Here is a 20572-nt window from a genome sequence, read left to right as displayed (position 1 = left end):
TCGTCCGCAGGCCGGCAATGGGAGCATGAGCCATGCACACCATCGACGTCATCGACTCCCATACCGCCGGCGAACCCACCCGTGTGGTCCTGGCCGGCTTCCCCGATCTGGGCGATGGCGACCTGGCGCAGTGCCGCGAGCGCTTCCGCCAGGACTTCGACCACTGGCGCAGTGCGATCGCCTGCGAGCCGCGCGGCTCGGACACCATGGTGGGCGCGCTGCTGTTGCCGGCGCGCGACCCTGCCGCCTGCACCGGGGTGATCTTCTTCAATAACGTCGGTTATCTGGGTATGTGCGGCCACGGCACCATCGGGGTGGTACGCACGCTGGCCGAGCTGGGGCGCATCGCGCCGGGCCAGCACCGCATCGAAACCCCGGTCGGCACCGTGGGCGTGGAACTTGCCGAAGACGGCACGGTGTCGGTGGACAACGTCGAGAGTTATCGCGCCGCTGCCGGTGTGGAAGTGGACGTGCCGGGCCATGGCCGGGTGCGTGGCGATGTGGCCTGGGGCGGCAATTGGTTTTTCATCACCGAGCAGGCGCCGTGCGCGCTCGATCTGGCGCACCAGCGCGAGCTCACCGCCTACACCGAGGCGATCCGGGTGGCGCTGGAAGCGGCCGGGATGACTGGTGAGGCCGGTGGTGATATCGACCATATCGAAGTCAATGGCGCCGCCCCCGATGGCAGCGGCGTGGCGCGCAACTTCGTGCTGTGCCCCGGGCTGGCCTACGACCGCTCGCCCTGCGGTACCGGCACCAGCGCCAAGCTGGCCTGCCTGGCCGCAGACGGCAAGCTGGGCGAAGGCGAGCGCTGGGTGCAGCAAGGCATTTTGGGCAGTGCGTTCGAGGGCAGTTATCGCCTGAGCGGGCGCGGCATTGCGCCGCGCATCAGCGGGCAGGCGTTCATCACCGCGCGGTCGCAGTTGATCATCGACCCGGCCGATCCGTTCGCCTGGGGCATCGTGGCCTGATGCAGGTGTCGCCGCCCGCGCCGGATGCTGCGTTGGCTGCGCCGTCGAGCGGTTCGGCTGCGGCGTTGCTGCATGGCGATGCCAATGGGGATGTCAGCCCATCTGCGGCCTCCACACGGCGCAGCTACGACCTGATCGTGATCGGCGCCGGCATCGTCGGTGCCGCCTGTGCGGAAGCTGCGGCAGCCGAGGGCCTGCGGGTGGCGATCGTCGAGCCGGGGCCGATCGGCGGCGGTTCGACCGCAGCGGCGATGGGGCACCTGGTGGCGATGGACGAGGACCCGGCCGAGCTGGCGTTATCGGCGTATTCGCTGCGCTTGTGGGAGCGCTTCGCGCAATTGAGCGAGGCCGAATTCAGTCGCTGCGGCACGCTGTGGGTGGCGCGCGATGCGCGCGAACTGGTGGCGGTGCCGGCCAAGATCGCGCGGCTGGCGGCGGCCGATCTGCACGCAGAAGCCATCGATGCGCAACAGTTGTATGCCCTGGAACCGCAGCTGGTGCCCGGGCTGGCCGGTGGCATGCGGGTGCCCAACGAAGCGGTGGTGTATCCGCCGCGGGTGGCGCGGCATCTGGTAAGCCTGGCCTGCAAGGCCGGTGCGCAGCTGTTTGCCGGCCGTCGGGTAACCCAACTGCAAACGCAGGGCGTGCGTCTGGACGATGGCCAGCTGCTGTCCGGGCCGGTGCTGGTCGCCAGCGGTGTGGCCCTGCCGCAGTTGCTGCCCGAGCTGGCGCTACGCCCGCGCAAGGGCCATCTGGTCATCACCGACCGGCATCCCGGCCTGATCCGGCATCAATTGCTGGAGTTGGGCTATGCCGATTCGGCGCATGGCGCCGACGACACCAGCGTGGCCTTCAATGTGCAGCCACGGCCGACCGGGCAGATTCTGATCGGCTCGTCGCGGCAGTTCGGCGAACACGACCGCGCGCTGTCGATGCCGGTGCTGCAGCGGATGTTGCAGCGGGCATTTGCGTATCTGCCGGTGTTGCGCGAGCTGCAGGCGATCCGGGTATGGACCGGCCTGCGTCCGGCCACCCCGGACGGGCGCCCGTATCTTGGGGCGGTGCCCGGCCGGGCCGATGTGTGGGTGGCAGCGGGGCATGAAGGGCTGGGGGTCACCACGGCGCTGGGGAGCGCACGGGTGATCGTGGACAGCCTGCTCGGGCGCACGCCGGCCATCGACCCGGCGCCGTACGCACCGGCGCGCGCAGTGCAGGGCGCCGCAGCATGAGCGCCACGGTTCGCCTGTATGTGGATGCGCAACCGGTGGACGTGCCGGCCGGCGCCAGCGTGGCGGCAGCGGTGGCGCAGGCCACGCTGCAGTTTCGCCAGTCCAGCAGTGGCCAGCCGCGGGCACCGTTATGCGGCATGGGCGTGTGTTTCGAATGCCGCGTGCGCATCGACGGCATTGCGCAGCAACGCGCATGCCTGGTGGATGCGCGTGACGGCATGCAGGTGCGCACCGATGGCTGAGCGCGTGCTGCATTTCGATGTGCTGGTGATCGGTGCCGGCCCGGCCGGACTGGCTGCCGCGCAGGCGGCCGCTGGCCATGGCGCACGCGTGGGCGTGGTGGACATGCAGCCGCGTGCGGGCGGGCAGGTGTGGCGTAGCGACGTGCAGTACGGTGCGCCGGCCGATGCGCGCGCGCTGCTGCGGCAGGTGCAGGGCAATGCCGCGATCAGCCTGCTGACGCGCACGCAGATCGTGCTGGCCCAGCCGGGCTGGCTGCTGGCCGATGGCGCGGACGGCACCCTGCAACTGCATTACGCCGCGCTGGTACTGGCCACCGGCGCGCGCGAATTGCTGTTGCCGTTTCCGGGCTGGACCTTGCCCGGCGTTACCGGTGCAGGCGCGGCGCAGGCGCTGGCCAAACAAGGCTGGCCGGTGCGCGGCAAGCGCGTGCTGGTGGCCGGTAGCGGGCCGTTGCTGCTGGCAAGCGCGGCCACCTTGCAGCGTCATGGCGCGCAGGTGCTCGGCATCCACGAACAGACCAGCGCTGCAGCATTGCGCGCCTTTGCTGCGCAGTTGTGGCGCTGGCCAGGCAAGGCCGCGCAGGCGGTGGCGCTGCGGCTGCAATTGCATCGCGTCGCCTATCGCGCCGGCAGCGTCGTCGTGGCTGCGTATGGCGATACGCAGTTGAGCGAGGTGGAGCTCGATGGCCCGCGTGGCCGCACCCGCGTGGCTTGCGACCAACTCGCCGTGGGCTACGGCCTGGTACCCAATACCGAGCTGGCGCAGCTGCTGGGTTGCCACCTCGAACCCTGCGGCGCGCATCGACAGATCCAGGTCGATACCTTGCTGCGCACTAGCGTCGTGCAGATCTTCGCCGCTGGCGAAGCCTGCGGCATCGGCGGACGCGATTGCGCGTTGGTCGAAGGTGCGATGGCCGGGCATATGGCCGCCGGCGCACCCGATCACGCACTGCAGCTGCAGCCGCGTCGGCGGGCCGCACGCGGGTTTGCGCAGCTGTTGCAACAGCAATTCGCACTACATCCGCGCATCCGCACGCTGGCGCAACCAGACACGCTGGTCTGCCGCTGCGAAGACGTGCCGCTGGGCGCGCTGGACAACTTCGACGATGCACGCGACGCCAAGCTGGCCTCGCGCTGCGGCATGGGCGCCTGCCAGGGCCGCATCTGCGGCAGCGCACTGGCCGAACTGGGCCGTTGCCCGCCCGATCTTTCCACCGACGCCGGCCGCCGGCCGCCGTTGTTCCCGGTCCGCCTCGCGGCGCTGGCCGACTCGTTCACTTCCGACTCGCAAGGGAATCATCCATGAGCATCGCTACGTTCTGGCACGGCGTGTTGCCGGCCATCACCACCCCGTTCACCGCCTCCGGTGAGATCGACCACGACTTCCTCGGCAAGCACGCCAACCAGCTGGTGGATGCCGGCTGCACCGCGATCGTGCCGCTGGGCTCGTTGGGCGAAGCGGCCACCTTGAGCGTGGACGACAAACTGGCGGTTCTGCGGACCCTGGTCGCTGCCTTGAACGGCCGCGTGCCGGTGGTGCCGGGCATCGCCAGCCTGGCCACCGGCGAAGCGGTAGCGCTGGCCAAGGCGGCCAAGGAGATCGGTTGCGGCGGCTTGATGGTGTTGCCGCCGTATGTCTATTCCACCGATTGGCGCGAGATGGGCGCGCATGTGCGCGCGGTGATCGGTGCGACCGATCTGCCGGTGATCCTGTACAACAATCCGGTGGCCTACAAGACCGATTTCGGCCCGGCGCAGATCGCCGAACTGGCCGCCGAATTCCCCAACCTGCAGGCAGTGAAGGAATCTTCCGGCGATGTGCGCCGCTTCGCCGCGCTGCAGGAATTGCTGGGCGATCGCCTGGCGCTGCTGGTGGGTATGGACGATGCCATCGTCGAAGGCTTGAGCATGGGCGCCAAGGGCTGGATCGCCGGTTTGGTCAATGCCTATCCGAAGGAATCGGTGCGGCTATTCGAGCTGGCGCGCGATGGCGGTTATCCGGCTGCCAAGGAGTTGTACAACTGGTTCCTGCCGCTGCTGCGCCTGGATACCGTGCCCACCTTCGTGCAGCTGATCAAACTGGTGCAGGCAAAGGTCGGCCTGGGCAGCGAGCATGTGCGTGCGCCACGGCTGGTCGTGGCCGGCGCCGAGCGCGAAGCGGCGCTGAAGGTGATCGATCATGCGATTGCCACCGCGCCTAAGCTGTCCTGATGACGCAGGCACCATGACGCTGCGCAACACGCCGATCTGTCAGCGTGTTGCGCAATCACGTCGCCGTGTGCGCAGCGACGTGTGCTGATCGATGCGGATGTCGCGTTTGATACGGCATCGGCATCGGCCCCTTGGTCGGCCGCTGCCGCACGCGGCGCACAGGTCGATTCCATGCAATTGAAGGTGCCGCAATGAACGAGACGATCCAACCCATTCTGCTGGCCGGCCAATGGCAGACCAGTCACGCGGCGACGGGCAGTTTCCGCGCCGCCAACCCCGCCACGGGCGAGGCGATCGGGCCGCTGTTTCCGGTCAGCGGTGCCGACGATATCGAAACCGCGCTGAGCGCCGCGCACGCGGTTGCCGCCGAACTGGCCGCCGCGCCGGCCGAGCGGGTTGCCGCATTTCTGGACGCATACGCCGCTGCGCTGGATGCCGACGCCGACACCCTGGTCGCACTCGCGCATGCAGAGACCGCGTTGCCGGCGCCCACGCGTTTGCGCGGCAATGAGCTGCCGCGCACCAGCGGCCAGTTGCGTCAGGCCGCAAACGCGGTGCGCAGCTACAGCTGGACCAACCCCATCATCGACACCGCCGCCGATCTGCGCTCGCATCTGGCCCCACTGGGCAAGCCGGTGCTGGTGTTTGGCCCCAACAATTTCCCGTTCGCGTTCAGCGCGATTGCCGGCAGCGATTTCGCCTCTGCCATCGCTGCGCGCAACCCGGTGATCGCCAAGGCGCACCCGCTGCATCCGGCCACCAGCCAGCGCATGGCGCAACTCGCGCATCAGGCACTGGTGGGCGCGGGTCTGCCGGCGGCGGCGGTGCAGTTGCTGTATCACTTCGACAATACCGTTGGCGTGCGCCTGGCCGGCGATGCGCGCCTGGGCGCCATCGGGTTTACCGGTAGCCGCGCGGGCGGGCTGGCGTTGAAGGCGGCGGCGGATGCGGCCGGCGTGCCGTTCTATGCCGAGCTGTCCAGCGTCAACCCGGTGTTTCTGTTGCCGGGCGCGCTGGCCGAGCGCGGCGACGCGCTGGCGCAAGAGTTTTTTGCCTCATGCACCTTGGGCAGCGGCCAGTTCTGCACCAATCCCGGTGTGGTGGTGGTACCGCACGGCGCGGCGGGCGATGCATTCGTTGCGGCCACCAAGGCGCATTTCGATGCGGCCATGCCGATGGTGCTGTTCTCGGCTGCAGGAGTGGATGGCGTGCAACGTGGGGTCGCGAGCTTGCGCGCTGCCGGCGCCGCAGTGCTGGCGGGCGGCCACACCGGTGAGGACGGCTATCGCTATGCGCCGACCTTGCTGAGCGTGGAGGCATCGGCATTTCTCGCCAAGCCGCATGCGCTGCAGACCGAGGCATTCGGCCCGGTGAGTCTGCTGGTGCGTGCGCAGGACAGCGCGCAGATGGCGCAGCTGGCCGCCGCATTCGAAGGCAACCTGACCGGCACGTTGTATCGTGCTGTCGATGGCAGCGACGATGCGGCATGGCAGGCCATCGCACCGGTGCTGCGTGCGCGGGTGGGCCGGTTGATCAACAGCAAGATGCCGACCGGCGTGGCGGTCAGCGCCGCGCAAAACCATGGCGGCCCGTTCCCGAGTACCGGACATCCGGGCTTCACCGCGGTGGGCATGCCGGGCGCGATCCGCCGCTTTGCCGCCTTGCACAGTTACGACGCCGTCCCGGATGCCTTGCTGCCGCCGGAACTGCGCCAGCACAATCCCGGCGGTGTCGCGCGGCTGGTCGATGGGCAGTGGAGCACCGCCGATCTGGGAGCGGGCACATGAGCACGCAGATCGGCGGTCTTTCGTTGGAACAGGCGCGCGCACAACTGGCGCCCTGGGCGCCGCGCGCCGCGCCGATCGCCGCCGACGAGTACGCAAAGCGCATCGAACGCGCACGCGGGCTGATGCGCGCACATGGTGTGGACGCGTTGTTGATCGGTGCCGGCACGTCCTTGCGCTATTTCACCGGCGTGCCGTGGGGCGCCAGCGAGCGGCTGGTCGCCGCGTTGCTGACCCTGGACGGCGACCCGGTGCTGCTCTGCCCGGCGTTCGAGGAGGGCTCGTTGGACGCGGTGCTGCAGGTTCCGGTGGCGAAGTACCTGTGGGAAGAACACGAAGACCCTTACGCGCTGGCGGTGCAGGCGATGGACGACCGCCATGCGCACGCACTGGCGTTGGATCCGGGCATCGCCTTCGCCGTGCACACCGGCTTGCGCGCGCATTTGGGCACGGCCATCCGTGATGCGGGCGTCATCATCGACGGCTGCCGCATGTGCAAGTCGCCGGCCGAGCTGGCGCTGATGCAGCAGGCCTGCGACATGACGCTGCTGGTGCAACGGCTGGCCGCGGGCATCGCGCACGAAGGCATCGGTACCGATCAGCTGGTGCGCTTCATCGACGAGGCGCATCGCGCGCTGGGCGCGGACAACGGCTCGACCTTCTGCATCGTGCAGTTCGGGCATGCCACGGCGTTTCCGCACGGTATTCCCGGCGTGCAGCACTTACGCGAAGGCGAGCTGGTGCTGATCGATACCGGTTGCACCGTGCAGGGCTACCACTCCGATATCACTCGTACCTGGAGTTACGGCACGCCCAGCGATGCGCAACGGCGCATCTGGGACCTGGAGCAGGCCGCGCAGGCGGCGGCATTTGCGGCGATCCGCCCGGGCGCGGCCTGCGAGGCGGTGGACCAGGCCGCGCGTACCGTGTTGGAAGCGGCCGGGCTGGGCCCGGATTACCGGTTGCCGGGGTTGCCGCATCGCACCGGCCATGGCTGCGGTCTGGCCATTCACGAGGCGCCGTATCTGGTGCGCGGCAACGCGCTGCCGCTGCAGCCGGGCATGTGCGCCAGCAACGAACCGATGATTGTGGTGCCGGGGCAGTTCGGCGTGCGGCTGGAAGACCATTTCTACGTCACCGATGCCGGCGCGCAGTGGTTTACGCCGCCCGCTATCGCCATCGATCAACCGTTTGCCTGAGTCCGCACAGGCAAACCAACCGTAGGAGCGCACCCGGGCGCGACGAGGCGACGGGCATTCCCGAGAAAGCCAGTCGCGCCCGGGTGCGCTCCTATCGCCGTCCCTGCATCTTGGAGTCACTGCATGAAGCACCTGCGTCCTGTCGCCATCGGCCTGCTTGCAGCCGCGTTGTTTACCGCCTGCAAACCGGCGCCTTCCACGCCGGATCGTCCGGCCGCCACTGCGGTAGCCGTACCTGGCGAACAGGCAGCCAAGGCCTTCGATGCGCTGCTGGACACACAGTGGCAATACCAGCTGCAGCACAGCCCCGAGTTTGCCAGCATCATCGGCGACAAACGCTATAACGACCGCTGGAGCGACTACTCGCTGGAGGCCGTACAGGCCGACCGCAGCGCCACCGCCGCGCTGCTCACGCAATTTGAAGCGGTGGATGCCAAGGCGCTGGATGAGCAACGTCAGCTCAGCCTGCAGATGATGCTCGGCCAGTTGCGCGACAAGCTCGAAGGCATCGACCTGAAGACCTATGCGATGCCGCTGGAGCCGATCGGCGGCATCCAGCTGGCGCTGGCCGGCTATGGCGATGCGTTTCCGTTCGAAAACGCCAAGGATTACCAGGATTACATCACCCGGCTGCAGGCGATCCCGACGGTGATCGATCAGGTCATTGCGGTGTCGCGGCAGGGCGCCAAAGAGGGTCTGGTGCAGCCGAAATATCTGCTGGAGCGCCTGCCCGAGCAGATCGACAAGATCGCGGCACTGACCGGCGAGCAGAGCCCGTTCGCCTCGCCGCTGAAAACGCTCGACGGCGCGGTGCCGGCCGATCAACGCGCTGCACTACGCACGCAACTGCTGGCGGCGATCGATCAACAAGTGCGTCCGGCCTACGGCAAGCTGGCGGCATTCGTGCGCGACGAATACGCCGCACAGGGCCGCAGCTCCGAAGGCATCTGGTCGCTGCCCGATGGCCAGCGCCGTTATCGCTACGCCATCCATACCCAGACCACCACCGACATGGCGCCGGAGGAGATCCATCAGATCGGCTTGAAGGAAGTGGCGCGCATCGAAGGCGACATGGCGGTGATCGCCAAGGCGCAGGGATTTGCTGATCTGGCCAGCTTCCGCAAGGCGGTGGAGACCGACAAGCGGCACTTCGCCACCTCCGGCGAGCAGATCCTGCAGCAGTACCGCCAGTACATCGCCGCGATGGAGCCGGAGCTGCCCAAGTTGTTCGGGCACCTGCCCAAGACCGCGCTGGAGGTGCAGGCGATGCCAGCCTTCCGCCGCGCCGCGCCGGGCGCCGAATATTGGCAAAGCAATCCGGAAGGCACCAAGCCGGCCATCGTGAAGGTCAACACCAGCGACTTCGCCAGCCGCACCTTGATCAACATCGAAACCACCGCCTATCACGAAGGCGTGCCCGGCCATCACCTGCAGATTTCGCTTGCGCAGACGCTGCCATTGCCGCCGTTCCGTCAGCAGGCCGGCTACAACGCCTATATCGAAGGCTGGGCGCTGTATGCCGAGCGCCTGGGCAAGGAGATCGGTTTCTTCAAGGACCCGTATAACGACTACGGCCGCCTGTCCGGTGAGTTGCTGCGCGCCAACCGCCTGGTGCTGGATACCGGAGTGCATTACAAGCGTTGGAATCGCCAGCAGATGGTGGATTTTTTCCACGCCCATCCGTCCGATGACGAGCCCAGCATTCAGTCCGAAACCGACCGCTACATCGTGTGGCCGGGGCAGGCGCTGGGTTACAAACTCGGGCAGCTGCAGATCCTGGCGCTGCGTGCCGAAGCCGAGAAAACACTCGGCGACCGCTTCGATGTGCGCGCCTTCCACGATGCGGTGCTCGGTGGCGGCGCAATGCCGTTGGCGATGTTGCAGCAACGCGTGCGGCAGTGGATTGCGCAGGCCAAGGCAGCGCCAGAGGCACGCCGATGACGACCAGCACTGTGTGGCGCGCCAGCGCATTGAGTGTCTTGATTGCAGCCAGTGTGGGTGGCACCGCATTGCAGGCGCAGGCCGCAGCACCCGCATCAACCACGCAAGACAGTGCAGCAGCGCGCTTCAAAGCGCTGTACACGCGCGAATGGCGCTGGCGCCAGGCGCAGCTGTCCGGCGCGGTGGATGAAGACAACCAGGCCACGCAAGACAAACAGTCCGATCATCTGCCCAAGGTCGATGTGGCCACGCAGAACCTGCGCACGGCGTACTGGCAACAGGCGTTGAAAGAGCTGGATGCGATTCCGGCGGCGCAGTTGTCGGCTGAAGATCAGGTGAGCTACCAGGTGTATCGGCAGCAGCTGCAGGTGCTGCTGGACCAGCAACGGTTTCGTGCCTGGGAAATGCCATTCAACAGCGACTCGGCGTTCTGGAGCGACCTGGGCTTCAGCGCGCAGGCCACGCTACGCACGCGCGATGACTATCAGCGCTATCTGAAGATGCTGGCCGATATCCCGCGCTATTTCGCCGAGCACACCGACAATATGCGCGCCGGCCTGGCGCGCGGCTTCAGCCAACCGAAGGTCACGTTGACCGGGCGCGACCAGTCCATCGCCGATGTGGTGCAGGCCAGGGGCGAGGCCAATCCGTTCTACGCACCGTTCAAAACGATGCCGGCCACGCTGCCGGCGGACGTGCAAGCACAGCTGCGTGCGCAGGCAGTGGCAACCATCGACGCACAGGTGGTGCCCGCATATGCAACGTTGCTGGATTTCATCCGCACCGAGTATCAGCCGCGTGCGCGCACGACGCTGGCCGGGGAAGCCTTGCCTGATGGCCAGGCCTATTATCGCGCGCAGATTCGCGAGTTCACCACGCTGGAGCTGAGTCCGGACCAGATCCATCAGATCGGTTTGCAGGAAGTCGCCAAGCTGCGCAAGCAGATGGACGCCACCATTGCCGAGAGCGGCTTCAAGCCACCGGCCGGGCAGGCGGTGTTCCCGGCGTTTCTGCACTTTCTGCGCACCGACCCGCAGTTTTATGCCAAGACGCCGGAAGAACTGCTCAAGCAGGCGGCATGGATCGCCAAGCGGGTGGATGCCAAGGTGGGCGATTACGTCGGCCGGCTGCCGCGTCGCCGTTTCGCGATCGAACCGGTACCGCCGGAGCTGGCGCCGTTCTACACCGGTGGCCGCGGCGGCCCCGGCATTTATCTGGTCAATACCTACAACCTGCCATCGCGGCCGTTGTACAACCTGACCGCACTGACGCTGCACGAGTCCTCGCCCGGCCATGCCTTGCAGATGCCGCTGGCCGCAGAAGCGCAGGGGCTGCCGGCGTTTCGCCGCTATAGCTATATCTCGGCGTATGGCGAAGGCTGGGCACTGTATTCGGAGTATCTGGGCCAGGAAATGGGCATGTACGACACGCCCTATGATCGCTTCGGCTATCTCACCTATCAGATGTGGCGCGCCTGCCGGCTGGTGATCGACACCGGAATCCACCACAAGGGCTGGACGCGGCAACAGGCGCAAGCCTACCTGCGCGATAACACCGCGCTGAGCGAGCACGAAGTCACCACCGAGGTGGATCGCTATATCGCATGGCCCGGGCAGGCGCTGTCGTATTACCTGGGCGAGGTGAAGATTCTGGAGCTGCGCCACAAAGCCGAAACGGCGCTTGGCGAAAAATTCGACTTGCGCCATTTCCACGATGCGTTGCTGCAGACCGGCTCGGTGCCGTTGCCGGTGCTGGAGGCGCGCATCGCGCGCTTCATTGCCGACGGTGGCGTGTCGCCGTATCCGGACGACACCACCGACGATTGATGCACCACCACCACGGGTGCGGCGTTACTGCCGTCACCGCGCTTTCCACTCTTCGGGGCGACGTATGACAACACACGGTGCGACCACGCAAGGCAAGTTCCACAAGCGACTGAGCCTGACCGACCTGACCTTTATCGGCCTGGGTTCCATTTTCGGCTCGGGGTGGTTGTTTTCCGCAAGCCATGTGTCTTCGATCGCCGGGCCGGCCGGCATCCTGTCATGGATTCTCGGCGGCATTGCGGTGTTGCTGCTGGGGCTGGTGTATTGCGAACTCGGTGCCGCACTGCCGCGGGCGGGCGGGGTAGTGCGTTACCCGGAGTATTCGCACGGTGCCTTGCTGGGCTCGTTGACCGGCTTCATCACCTTGATCGCATTTTCCAGCCTGATTGCGATCGAGGTGGAAGCCGCGCGGCAATATGCGGCAGCGTGGTTTCCTTGGCTGAGTCAGCCAGGCAGCAGCCATCCCAGCGTGTGGGGCTGGTTGGTGCAGCTGGCTTTGCTGCTGCTGTTCTTCGTGCTCAACTACTTCAGCGTCAAGACCTTTGCGCTGGCCAACAACATCGTCAGCATCTTCAAGTTTCTGGTGCCGATCCTGGTGATCGTGCTGCTGATGAAGCACTTCAACGCAGACAACCTGAGCGTGCATGGGTTCGCCCCGTCGGGCATGGCCGGGGTGGAAGCGGCGATCTCCGCCGGTGGCATCATCTTTGCGTATCTGGGGCTCACCCCCATCGTGTCGGTGGCCAGCGAAGTGCGCGACCCGCAGCGCAATATTCCCATTGCCTTGATCCTGTCCGTGGCGCTGTCCACGGTGATCTATGTGCTGCTGCAACTTGCCTTTCTGGGCAGTATTCCGGCTGCGCAACTGGCGCAGGGCTGGAGCGGCATCGACAAGGCATTTTCGTTGCCGTATCACGACATCGCGCTGGCCTTGGGCATGGCATGGCTGGCGGCGCTGGTGATCTGCGATGCGATGGTCTCGCCCAGCGGCACCGGCAATATCTACATGAATGCCACGCCGCGCGTGGTGTATGGCTGGGCACGCAGCGGTGGATTTCTGCCGGTGCTGACGCGAGTAGACCCGGCGTCGGGGATTCCGCGTCCGGCGTTGTGGTTGAGCCTGGGGCTGTCGATCTTCTGGACGCTGCCGTTCCCGTCATGGGAGACGCTGATCGGGGTGGTATCGGCCGCCTTGGTGCTGAGCTATGCGGTGGCGCCGGTAACGGTGGCTGCCTTGCGCCGCAGCGCGCCGGACTTGCCGCGGCCGTTCTATGTGCGCGGTTTGACGGTGTTGGGGCCGCTGTCGTTCATGGTGGCGGCGTTGATCGTGTACTGGTCCACCTGGCCCACCTTGTCGTGGTTGCTTGGCCTGCAAGTGCTCGCCTTTGTCCTGTACGTGCTGTACCGGTTGCCATCGCGCGAGGGCAGGGCGCGCTTGCTGCGTCAGGTGCGTGCGTCGCTGTGGTTGATCGTGTTCTTCGTGCTGGTGATGGCGGTGTCGTGGGCCGGTACGTTTGGCGGCCATGGCTGGATCGCGCATCCGTTCGATACCCTGAGCGTGGCGGTGATTGCGTTCTTCATCTATCACTGGGGCGCGCGCAGCGGCTTGCGCAATGACGAACTGGCATTGGAAGAAGACGATGGCGAATGACGCCTGGCGTCACGCATGGATAACGCAGGCGGCGCGCGTCATCGCCGCCTGCATGCTGTTGCTCGCGGCCACTGCGCAGGCGGCGCCCAGTGTGGCCGATTACCAACGCTCGCTCGGCCTGCGCGCGCGCTGGAGCACGTTGACCGAAAACGTCGCCTGGCCAGCGCAGTGGCAGGACGACGGCACGTTCTATTACCGTAAGACCGTGCCTGGCGGGTTCGCTTTCATCCGCGTGGACGTTGCCACATTGCACAAGCAGCCGGCCTTCGACCAGGCGCGCGTGGCGCAGGCGCTGCAAGCTGCCACTGGCGTCGCCTATACGGCGTTGGGGTTGCCGTTCGAGCAGTTTGTGTACTCGCAGGAAGGCACGCGTGCGGATGGCGCGATCGTGTTCGCCATTGAGGACGCTGCGTGGCGCTGCACCTTGACCAAATATCAGTGCGCGCCCGACGCCCCCGGCCGGCAGCCGCAGTTGCAGCAGCGGCCGCGCGGCTTTGGCGTGGTGCGCGACCCGGACGTAACGGCCGATACCGCGCCGCGCCGCTCGCCCGACGGGCAGTGGGAGGCATTGGCCGATGGCTGGAACCTGGTCGTGCGCCGGGTGGCCGATGGTCACCTCGTGCAGCGTACCGACGATGGCCGTGCCGAGGATTATTTCGATCCTGAAAGCATTGCCTGGTCGCCTGATTCGCAGCAGCTGGCGGTGTATCGGGTGCGGCCAGGTACTGCGCGCCGAGTCACCCGTGTGGAAGCCGCGCCGGTCGGACGTCTTGAGCCGGTGGTGCACACCCAGCTGTATCCCAAGCCTGGCGATGCGGTGGATGTGGAACGGCCGGTGCTGCTGGCGGTGGATGGCACACGCCGCGTGGTGGACAACGCGTTGTTCGCCACACCGTATTCGTTGTCGCCGCTGCAGTGGCGGGCGGATGGGCGCAGTGTGAGCTTTGAGTACGTGCAACGCGGGTTTCAGCGCATGCGCGTGATTGCGATCGATGGCGCCACAGGGCAGGCGCATGTGGCAGTGGGCGAGGACGCACGCACGTTCGTCTATGCCGACCGCAGCTTTCGCCATGAGGTGGATGCGCATGGCGACCAGATTCTGTGGATCTCCGAGCGCGACGGTTGGCGACATCTGTATCTGTACGACGGCCATAACAGCACCATCATCGAGCAGGTCACCCAGGGGCCCTGGGTGGTGCGCGATGTGCTGAAGGTCGACGATGCGCAGCGCCGCATCTGGTTCACCGCCAGCGGCATGGATGCCGGCAAGGACCCGTACTATCACCAGCTCTACAGCGTGGATTTCGATGGGCGCAACTTGACGCGACTGACCACCGCCGATGCCGATCACGAGGTGGCGATTGCAGACGATGGCCGGCATTACGTCGATGTCTACTCGCGCCCGGATCTGCCGCCTGTGATGGAGCTGCATGCCATCGACGGCCGGCTGTTGCAGCAAGTGGAACGCGGCAACATCGATCGCTTGCTTGCCGCAGGCTGGCGTGCGCCGGAAACCTTCGTCGCCAAGGGCCGCGACGGCCGCACCGACATCTGGGGCATGGTGGTGCGGCCGCGCGATTACGACCCGCACAAAAAATACCCGGTGATCGAAAACATCTACGCCGGCCCGCACGACTCGTTCGTGCCCAAGACGTTCTGGCCGTTCGGCTATCACTCCGGCGGCGACAAGCAGATCGGCATGCAGGCGCAGGCGGATCTGGGCTTCATCGTGGTGATGATCGACGGCATGGGCACCGCCAACCGCTCCAAGGCATTTCATAATGTGGCGTGGAAGAATCTGGGCGATTCCGGATTCCCCGATCGCATCGCCTGGCATCGTGCACTGGCGGCCAAAGATCCTTCCTACGACATCAGTCGCGTTGGTATTTACGGCGCTTCTGCCGGTGGGCAAAGCACCTTGGGCGCGCTCGAGCGCCATCCGGATTTCTACAAGGTGGGCGTGGCGTTCGCCGGTTGCTACGACAACCGCATGGACAAGATCAGCTGGAACGAGCAGTGGATGGGGTGGCCGGTGGATGCCAGCTATGCCGCTGCCTCGGGGGTGGTCAATGCGGCCAAGCTGCAGGGCGACCTGCTGCTGATCGTGGGCGAGCAGGACAGCAACGTGGATCCTGCCTCCACCGCACAGGTGGCCGATGCCTTGATCAAGGCCGGCAAGGACTTCGACCTGCTCAACGTGCCGGGCGGCGAGCATTCGGTGGGCCGCTCCAGCGGGCCGATCGACTACGTGCAACGCCGCCAGTACGACTTCTTCGTGCGCCACCTGCTCGGGCAGCCCACGCCGCATTGGAATTCATCCACCCCGGAGGCTCGTTGATGCTGTTTGCCCGTTTATCCGCCATGCGCCGGCGTGGCCGCGCGGTTGTCTGCCGGTGTGTGCTGTCGTTGCTGGCAGTCGCGATGACACCGGCAGCATGCGCGGAAGAAATGCCACGCTTCGTCAGCCAGAACGGCCGCCATGCGGTCTTCGTCGATGGTGCGCCGTATACGATGTTGGCCGCGCAATTGCATAACTCCAGCGCATGGCCGGCAGTGTTGCCGCAGGCACTGGACGAGGTGGTCGCGCTGCATGCAAACACCGTGGAAGCGCCGGTATATTGGGAGCAGTTCGAGCCGGCACCGGGCCGTTTCGACACCACCAATGTGGATGCGTTGATCGCCGGCGCACGCAAGCGCGGCCTGCGCGTTGCACTGCTGTGGTTCGGCAGCTGGAAGAACGGCCAGATGCATTACGTGCCGGAGTGGATCAAGCGCGACGATGCCACGTATCCGCGCATGCGCGATGCCGATGGCACGCCGGTGGATGTGCTATCCCCGCATGTAGCCGCCAATGTGCAGGCCGATGCGCGTGCGTTCACCGCGTTGATGCAGCATCTGCGCAAGGTCGATGGCGACCGCCACACAGTGATTCTGGTGCAGGTGGAAAACGAACCCGGTGCCATCGGCACGGTGCGCGACCACGGACCGGCCGGCGAGGCGGCGTTTGCGCAGCCGGTGCCTGCAGCAATCGCAAAGGCGTTGGGCAAGCCGCAGGGCAGCTGGCAGCAGCTGTTCGGTGCCGAGGCAGCGGAAGCCTTCAATGCGCATGCCACCGCCGCGTATATCGAACAGGTGGCCGCGGCCGGCAAGCGTGCGTATCCGCTGCCGCTCTACGTCAATACCTGGCTGCGCTACAAGGGCAAGCGCTACCCGGGCATGGATTACCCGTCCGGCGGCGCAACGGTGAATGTGTTCGCACTGTGGCGCGCGGCCACGCCGTCCATCGACTTCATCGGCACCGACATCTACACCAGCGATTACAACGAATACACCAAGGTCATCGGCCAGTACGCGCGGCCGGATAATCCGGCCTGGGTGTCGGAGACCGGCTTCGAAGCGGCGACGGCGCCGTACCTGTTCCATGTGCTGGGGCAGGGCGGGATCGGGTTTTCGGTGTTCGGCATGGACGGCAACCCGGATAGCGACGCCAATCGCGCTGCCGTCGCTGCGCATGCGGCCAATTTCAAGTTGTTGGCGCCGCTGCAACGCGTGCTGGCGCAGGCCGCCTTCGACGGACGGCTGCAAGCCATTGCCGAGCAGCCCGGCATGCCGCAACGCACCCTGCGCTTTGGCGATTGGCAGGCCAAGGTGTCGTTCGGCGCGCCGATGTGGGGCGATGCGCCGGCGATCCTGCCGGGCAACGACGATCACGGCGGGCGGCTGCTGGTGGCGCAGCTGGGGCCGGAGGAGTTTCTGGTCACCGGCATGGCCGCGCGCATTGAATTTTTCCGCGAGGCGGCCGATACCCGTCATGGACAGCTGTTGCGGGTGGAGCAGGGGCGGTATGTCGACGGGCGCTGGCAGGTGGAAAAGCAGCTCAACGGCGACCAGACCGACTACGGGCTCAACTTCGGCCGCGGGGGTCCGGCCAGCCAGGAACCTGTCGTGCTGCGGGTGCGCGTCGGTTCTTACTGAGCCTTGCTGATCGTGTCGTTGCCGCCCTTCGCATGCTGTCTGCAACGCGTGGGTACTTGTTTGCATCCACTAACCGCCACACCGGAGCCACCATGAGCATCAGCAGCATCGCCAGTTCCGGAATGCAGGTCGCCGCGCTGCGTCAGCAGGTGGCCGCCAGCAATGTGGCCCGCCAGCCGGTGGACGGCAGTCCGCGTCAGGCCGTTGCGGCCAGCACGCAAGCCAATGGTGGAGTGGCGGCCAGCGTGGTCGATGCCAGCTCCGATCCTTCTGCGCCAGCCACTGATCTGGTCGAAGGGCTATCGGCACGCAACGATTTCCAGGCCAACGCCGCTGCGCTACGGCGCTCCGACGAGATGTTGGGTAGCTTGTTGGACGTATTGAGCTGAGAGCCCGGAGTGGACGACGGCCGTTGTCGATCTAATGCACGGCTGTCCGTTTGATGCCGTGCTTGGCGACACTTGTCTGCCACTTCGCTGCAGGGCCCTTGCCCGCCCACCATCGCGGGACGCGCCGCAAGTACGTCCATGTAGCAACTGTGTTGGTCAGGACCTCAATCCGCGACCTTTGATCAGTTTCCTTCGGGCGTGTTCATCGGTAGGTGCCGGCCGCTGGCTAGCACGCTTTTGCGTTTACTCACGGCCGCCGAGCGCGCTCAGGTGGGCTGCAGAGCGGCTCTTTGATCGCGCACGCGCGCATTGAGGATGACCAGCATCTTGCGCATCACCGCCACGAGGGCGACCTTGCCTTCCTTGCCGCGTGTGCGCAGCGATCTGTAAAAATCGCGCAGACCTGGCTCGTGCCGAGCCGAGGACATCGCCGCCATATACAGCGCCTGCCGGATATCGGCTCGGCCTCCGCCGATCCCCCGTTTACCACGCATCGCGCCGCTGTCGCGCGAGAGCGGGGCAACGCCAACCAATCGGGAGATTTGCTTTCCGTTGAGCGTCCCAAGCTCCGGTAACCGGGACACCAGCACGGCCAGCAGCACCGGACCGACCCCTTTGAGCGTCTTCAACGCGGCCAGGTGCGGTTGCTCGATGAGCAGCGTCTTCAGCTGCCCGGCGATCAGGTTGTCTAGCCGCGCCACGCTGCGCACAAGCTGGTTCACGTTGCCCTGCAGGATCTTTCGTAGCGCTTTTTCCGCAACCTGCAGCAACTGCTGCCTTGCTGCTTTCAGCCGTTCGACCAGTTGCCGACGGGCACGTACATGCTCGCCCAGATCGCGCTGCCAGGGTTCCAGTGGAACATACCGATGGAGTTCCATCTTCTCGGCCATGCAGGCCAACATGGCCGCGTCCAGCCGGTCAGTCTTGGCCAGTCCCAAACCGTTGGCCAGGTTGCGTGCCCGTTGTGCATTGACGCGCGCTACCGGCAGTGCGGCGTGATGCAAGGCATCCAGCGCTGCCAGCTCGTAGCCCCCGGTCGCCTCCAGCACCACCTGCCGCACCGACAGCGTCTTCAGCCAATCGACACGCTTCCGATGACCGCCTGCGGTGTTGGTGAACTGACGGGTTTGGCCTCGAAAAACGGCAACGTCCAGAAAGTGTTTGCACACATCGATCCCGATTCCGCTCATGGGAAATCTCCGCTAGGCTAAAAATGTCGAGAGCTCCCTCGCTTGCCCAGTCTTATCGTTTCGAGTGTCAGCTCGGGCAACTGTTCGGGCGAATCAAGGGAGAATCCGGCGTGGGTACCAAGCTACATGGCGATCGCTGAGATCCAGGCTCTGACGGCAGCCCACGCCGGCTCTCGACACCTAAACTGCCAGATTCCGAACAGATAAGGCTCTTACGCGGCATCCATGCCGCGTAAGGTCCCGCGACGGTGGGCGGGCAAGGACCAATCAAGAGTGTCGGTGTGCATGGTGCAAGCAAGGCATGACGTCCGCGTTCGGATAACGGCGCGTCTTGTCATCCTTCCAACGCAAGCAGATCAACGGCCACGTTTGTAAGAAAGCAACCTGTTAACTCTGCTTGCAAGAAAGCAACCAATTCACTGTCTGGTGCGGTGTTCTCACCGATTGCGGGACCGTGTGGCGGCATGGATGCCGCCACCGAGCTCCAGGGACGGGTTCACGGCGTGTCCCGCAATCGGTGAGAGCACCGCGCCCTCGACTGACTAGGCTGCTGACCTGGAGCGTCATGCTGAAGTGGTTGTACTCACTGCTCGTCACCGCCCGTCAGTGCCCAACACCTGCGCTGCATCGACGATCTCCACGCCCTGTAGCTGTCCCAGGAAATGATCGAACCAGGGCTTGTGCGTGGCGCCGACTATTGCCAGCACACGTGCACCGGGTTGGTCGGCAAAGCTGGCACGCACATTGGACACCATGCGCAGGTTGCGGATTTCCCAGCCGGACACGTAGCGATAGCCGTAGTGTTGCGGCGACTTCTCGCTTAACGCCGCGCGGAAGTCCACATCGATCGACAACTGCTGGTTGGCCGGCAGGTTGATCGCACGATACAGCTCCAACAGCTTGCCTTGCTGCGCCAGCTGTTTTTTCTGCGCGAGCATGGTGCTGGCGCGCGGCGCGGCTTTTTCCCAGGCCCCTTGGACGGCAGTGCCGTAGGCCGCCGGGTCGTCCACCTGCACGTTGTCGCCGGTGTGATCGTCGACCGGGTAGACCCGCTGCAGTCCCAGCCGTACCGCCAGCGGCACGGAGATCTGGCTACTCTCGTCCTGGCGCTGTTCCGCAGCGCGCAGCCGCGCGACGAGCGCTGTATCCAACCCATCGCCAGCGCGTTGCTCTGCCTGCGCAAGCTGCAGCCACTGCACCAGTGCAGACGACGGATCGCCCGAGGCCAGAAACACTGCAGCCAGCTGCCGGCGCTGCGCCGGCGTCGGCGCGCTGGGCCAGCTCTTGAGTGTTGCACGCACCTTGCCGATGGCGGCCGGCACATCCAGGCCGGTCGCACGTGCTGCGTCGTCGACCTTGGGACAATAGGCCGCACTGTCTTCCGGCAGATAGACCGTGGGGTGCCGGCGCATCAGATCGCAGGTTTCGCCCGACAGATCCTCCGTCGTGATGATGGTCGGCTTATAGGCCGCCAACCGGTCCAGCAATGGTTGCAGCCGCGCTGCACTGATGTCGCTGCCCTCGGGCAACTGCGACGGGTGCACGCTGCCAAGCACCAGCACCTGGGTGCGTGGCGCGGCCATGTCCGCATCCAGGTGCGACAGGTCCACGTGTGCCTGCGCGATGCCCGGTGCGATGAGCGTCAGCAATACGAGGCACAGCCGGCGGGGGTGCAGCAGTGCGGTCAAGACGGGTGTTGCGGTGGAACGCGACGCTGCTGCGTCGACGCCGTTCGAGGTGCAAGGTGCTGGGGGCTGCATGACGGTCCTTGTGGCATAACCGCATCCGCGCTGCCGCAGGCGCACCCTGCGGCAGTGGACGTGCCGCGAGTGTGGCCGATGCGGCGGGCATCGAGCCCGGCCGGAAAGTCATGCAGCCAAATGGCAGGGGCGGCAGCGCGATGCCGTGCAGCGCGCTGGCCTGGTGCGGCAGTATCGACCACGGCGCGCGGCAAGCGTCACGCG

The 20572-nt window shown here is 66.0% G+C and carries 15 protein-coding genes; 13 read left to right on the top strand and 2 right to left on the bottom strand.

Translation table 11 applies throughout. From position 1 onward, the window contains the following. The first annotated feature begins 32 nt into the window (after positions 1 to 32). From ACCQ06_RS14025 to ACCQ06_RS13965, 13 genes are all read left to right on the top strand, one after another. Positions 33 to 971 (top strand): proline racemase family protein, encoded by a 939-nt coding sequence (locus ACCQ06_RS14025; RefSeq protein WP_316686518.1) that lies wholly within the window; start codon positions 33 to 35, stop codon positions 969 to 971. After that, a complete protein-coding gene (locus ACCQ06_RS14020) occupies positions 971 to 2200 on the top strand; it encodes an NAD(P)/FAD-dependent oxidoreductase (RefSeq protein ID WP_316686516.1) in 1230 nt (409 codons plus the stop codon). Before ACCQ06_RS14025 ends, ACCQ06_RS14020 begins: the two co-directional genes overlap by 1 nt. Then, positions 2197 to 2442, top strand: a complete 246-nt coding sequence (locus ACCQ06_RS14015; RefSeq protein ID WP_104616364.1) for a 2Fe-2S iron-sulfur cluster-binding protein — start codon at positions 2197 to 2199, stop codon at positions 2440 to 2442. Before ACCQ06_RS14020 ends, ACCQ06_RS14015 begins: the two co-directional genes overlap by 4 nt. Beyond that, a complete protein-coding gene (locus tag ACCQ06_RS14010; protein WP_316686512.1) occupies positions 2435 to 3748 on the top strand; it encodes an FAD-dependent oxidoreductase in 1314 nt (437 codons plus the stop codon). Before ACCQ06_RS14015 ends, ACCQ06_RS14010 begins: the two co-directional genes overlap by 8 nt. Beyond that, positions 3745 to 4653 carry a dihydrodipicolinate synthase family protein gene (locus tag ACCQ06_RS14005; protein WP_316686510.1) on the top strand — a complete coding sequence of 303 codons (909 nt, stop codon included), beginning with the start codon at positions 3745 to 3747 and terminating at the stop codon, positions 4651 to 4653. Before ACCQ06_RS14010 ends, ACCQ06_RS14005 begins: the two co-directional genes overlap by 4 nt. 191 nt (positions 4654 to 4844) lie before the next feature. Continuing rightward, a complete protein-coding gene (locus ACCQ06_RS14000; RefSeq protein ID WP_316686509.1) occupies positions 4845 to 6440 on the top strand; it encodes an aldehyde dehydrogenase family protein in 1596 nt (531 codons plus the stop codon). Beyond that, a complete protein-coding gene (locus tag ACCQ06_RS13995) occupies positions 6437 to 7636 on the top strand; it encodes a M24 family metallopeptidase (protein WP_316686508.1) in 1200 nt (399 codons plus the stop codon). Before ACCQ06_RS14000 ends, ACCQ06_RS13995 begins: the two co-directional genes overlap by 4 nt. Positions 7637 to 7759: 123 nt before the next feature. Further along, positions 7760 to 9577 carry a DUF885 domain-containing protein gene (locus tag ACCQ06_RS13990; RefSeq protein WP_316686507.1) on the top strand — a complete coding sequence of 606 codons (1818 nt, stop codon included), beginning with the start codon at positions 7760 to 7762 and terminating at the stop codon, positions 9575 to 9577. After that, entirely contained in the window at positions 9574 to 11403 is a 1830-nt protein-coding gene (locus tag ACCQ06_RS13985; protein ID WP_316686505.1) for a DUF885 domain-containing protein, read from the top strand. Before ACCQ06_RS13990 ends, ACCQ06_RS13985 begins: the two co-directional genes overlap by 4 nt. Positions 11404 to 11467: 64 nt before the next feature. Continuing rightward, positions 11468 to 13054: an APC family permease gene (locus ACCQ06_RS13980; RefSeq protein ID WP_316686503.1), complete on the top strand. Its 1587-nt coding sequence runs from the start codon at positions 11468 to 11470 to the stop codon at positions 13052 to 13054. Next, entirely contained in the window at positions 13044 to 15392 is a 2349-nt protein-coding gene (locus ACCQ06_RS13975; RefSeq protein WP_316686501.1) for a S9 family peptidase, read from the top strand. Before ACCQ06_RS13980 ends, ACCQ06_RS13975 begins: the two co-directional genes overlap by 11 nt. Continuing rightward, complete coding sequence (locus tag ACCQ06_RS13970; RefSeq protein WP_372364378.1) at positions 15389 to 17029, top strand: DUF5597 domain-containing protein; 1641 nt, start codon at positions 15389 to 15391, stop codon at positions 17027 to 17029. Before ACCQ06_RS13975 ends, ACCQ06_RS13970 begins: the two co-directional genes overlap by 4 nt. Positions 17030 to 17121: 92 nt before the next feature. After that, positions 17122 to 17418, top strand: a complete 297-nt coding sequence (locus ACCQ06_RS13965) for a flagellar basal body rod protein FlgC (protein WP_104616355.1) — start codon at positions 17122 to 17124, stop codon at positions 17416 to 17418. Positions 17419 to 17684: 266 nt separating this feature from the next. Here ACCQ06_RS13965 and ACCQ06_RS13960 read toward each other — a convergent pair whose 3' ends face one another. Together ACCQ06_RS13960 and ACCQ06_RS13955 are read right to left on the bottom strand one after the other, a co-directional pair. Continuing rightward, positions 17685 to 18608 carry an IS110 family RNA-guided transposase gene (locus ACCQ06_RS13960; RefSeq protein ID WP_481103659.1) on the bottom strand — a complete coding sequence of 308 codons (924 nt, stop codon included), beginning with the start codon at positions 18606 to 18608 and terminating at the stop codon, positions 17685 to 17687. A 593-nt stretch (positions 18609 to 19201) separates the two neighbouring features. Beyond that, positions 19202 to 20368, bottom strand: a complete 1167-nt coding sequence (locus tag ACCQ06_RS13955) for a DUF5694 domain-containing protein (RefSeq protein WP_372364377.1) — start codon at positions 20366 to 20368, stop codon at positions 19202 to 19204. Positions 20369 to 20572 lie beyond the last annotated feature (204 nt).

It is taken from the genome of Xanthomonas sp. NCPPB 4467, assembly GCF_041475665.2.
Lineage (GTDB): Bacteria > Pseudomonadota > Gammaproteobacteria > Xanthomonadales > Xanthomonadaceae > Xanthomonas > Xanthomonas dyei.
Note: the sequence above shows the minus strand (reverse complement) of the source record. Positions and strands in the feature narration are given on the sequence as shown.

Excerpts from the sequence above, each read along its gene's own strand:
- ACCQ06_RS14005 (WP_316686510.1), top strand. The coding sequence starts at position 3,745 with ATGAGCATCGCTACGTTCTGGCACGGCGTGTTGCCGGCCATCACCACC.
- ACCQ06_RS13965 (WP_104616355.1), top strand. The coding sequence starts at position 17,122 with ATGAGCATCAGCAGCATCGCCAGTTCCGGAATGCAGGTCGCCGCGCTG.
- ACCQ06_RS13960 (WP_481103659.1), bottom strand. The coding sequence starts at position 18,608 with ATGAGCGGAATCGGGATCGATGTGTGCAAACACTTTCTGGACGTTGCC.
- ACCQ06_RS13990 (WP_316686507.1), top strand. The coding sequence starts at position 7,760 with ATGAAGCACCTGCGTCCTGTCGCCATCGGCCTGCTTGCAGCCGCGTTG.
- ACCQ06_RS14025 (WP_316686518.1), top strand. The coding sequence starts at position 33 with ATGCACACCATCGACGTCATCGACTCCCATACCGCCGGCGAACCCACC.
- ACCQ06_RS13975 (WP_316686501.1), top strand. The coding sequence starts at position 13,044 with ATGGCGAATGACGCCTGGCGTCACGCATGGATAACGCAGGCGGCGCGC.
- ACCQ06_RS13955 (WP_372364377.1), bottom strand. The coding sequence starts at position 20,368 with ATGCAGCCCCCAGCACCTTGCACCTCGAACGGCGTCGACGCAGCAGCG.
- ACCQ06_RS14020 (WP_316686516.1), top strand. The coding sequence starts at position 971 with ATGCAGGTGTCGCCGCCCGCGCCGGATGCTGCGTTGGCTGCGCCGTCG.
- ACCQ06_RS14000 (WP_316686509.1), top strand. The coding sequence starts at position 4,845 with ATGAACGAGACGATCCAACCCATTCTGCTGGCCGGCCAATGGCAGACC.
- ACCQ06_RS14015 (WP_104616364.1), top strand. The coding sequence starts at position 2,197 with ATGAGCGCCACGGTTCGCCTGTATGTGGATGCGCAACCGGTGGACGTG.
- ACCQ06_RS13995 (WP_316686508.1), top strand. The coding sequence starts at position 6,437 with ATGAGCACGCAGATCGGCGGTCTTTCGTTGGAACAGGCGCGCGCACAA.
- ACCQ06_RS14010 (WP_316686512.1), top strand. The coding sequence starts at position 2,435 with ATGGCTGAGCGCGTGCTGCATTTCGATGTGCTGGTGATCGGTGCCGGC.
- ACCQ06_RS13980 (WP_316686503.1), top strand. The coding sequence starts at position 11,468 with ATGACAACACACGGTGCGACCACGCAAGGCAAGTTCCACAAGCGACTG.
- ACCQ06_RS13985 (WP_316686505.1), top strand. The coding sequence starts at position 9,574 with ATGACGACCAGCACTGTGTGGCGCGCCAGCGCATTGAGTGTCTTGATT.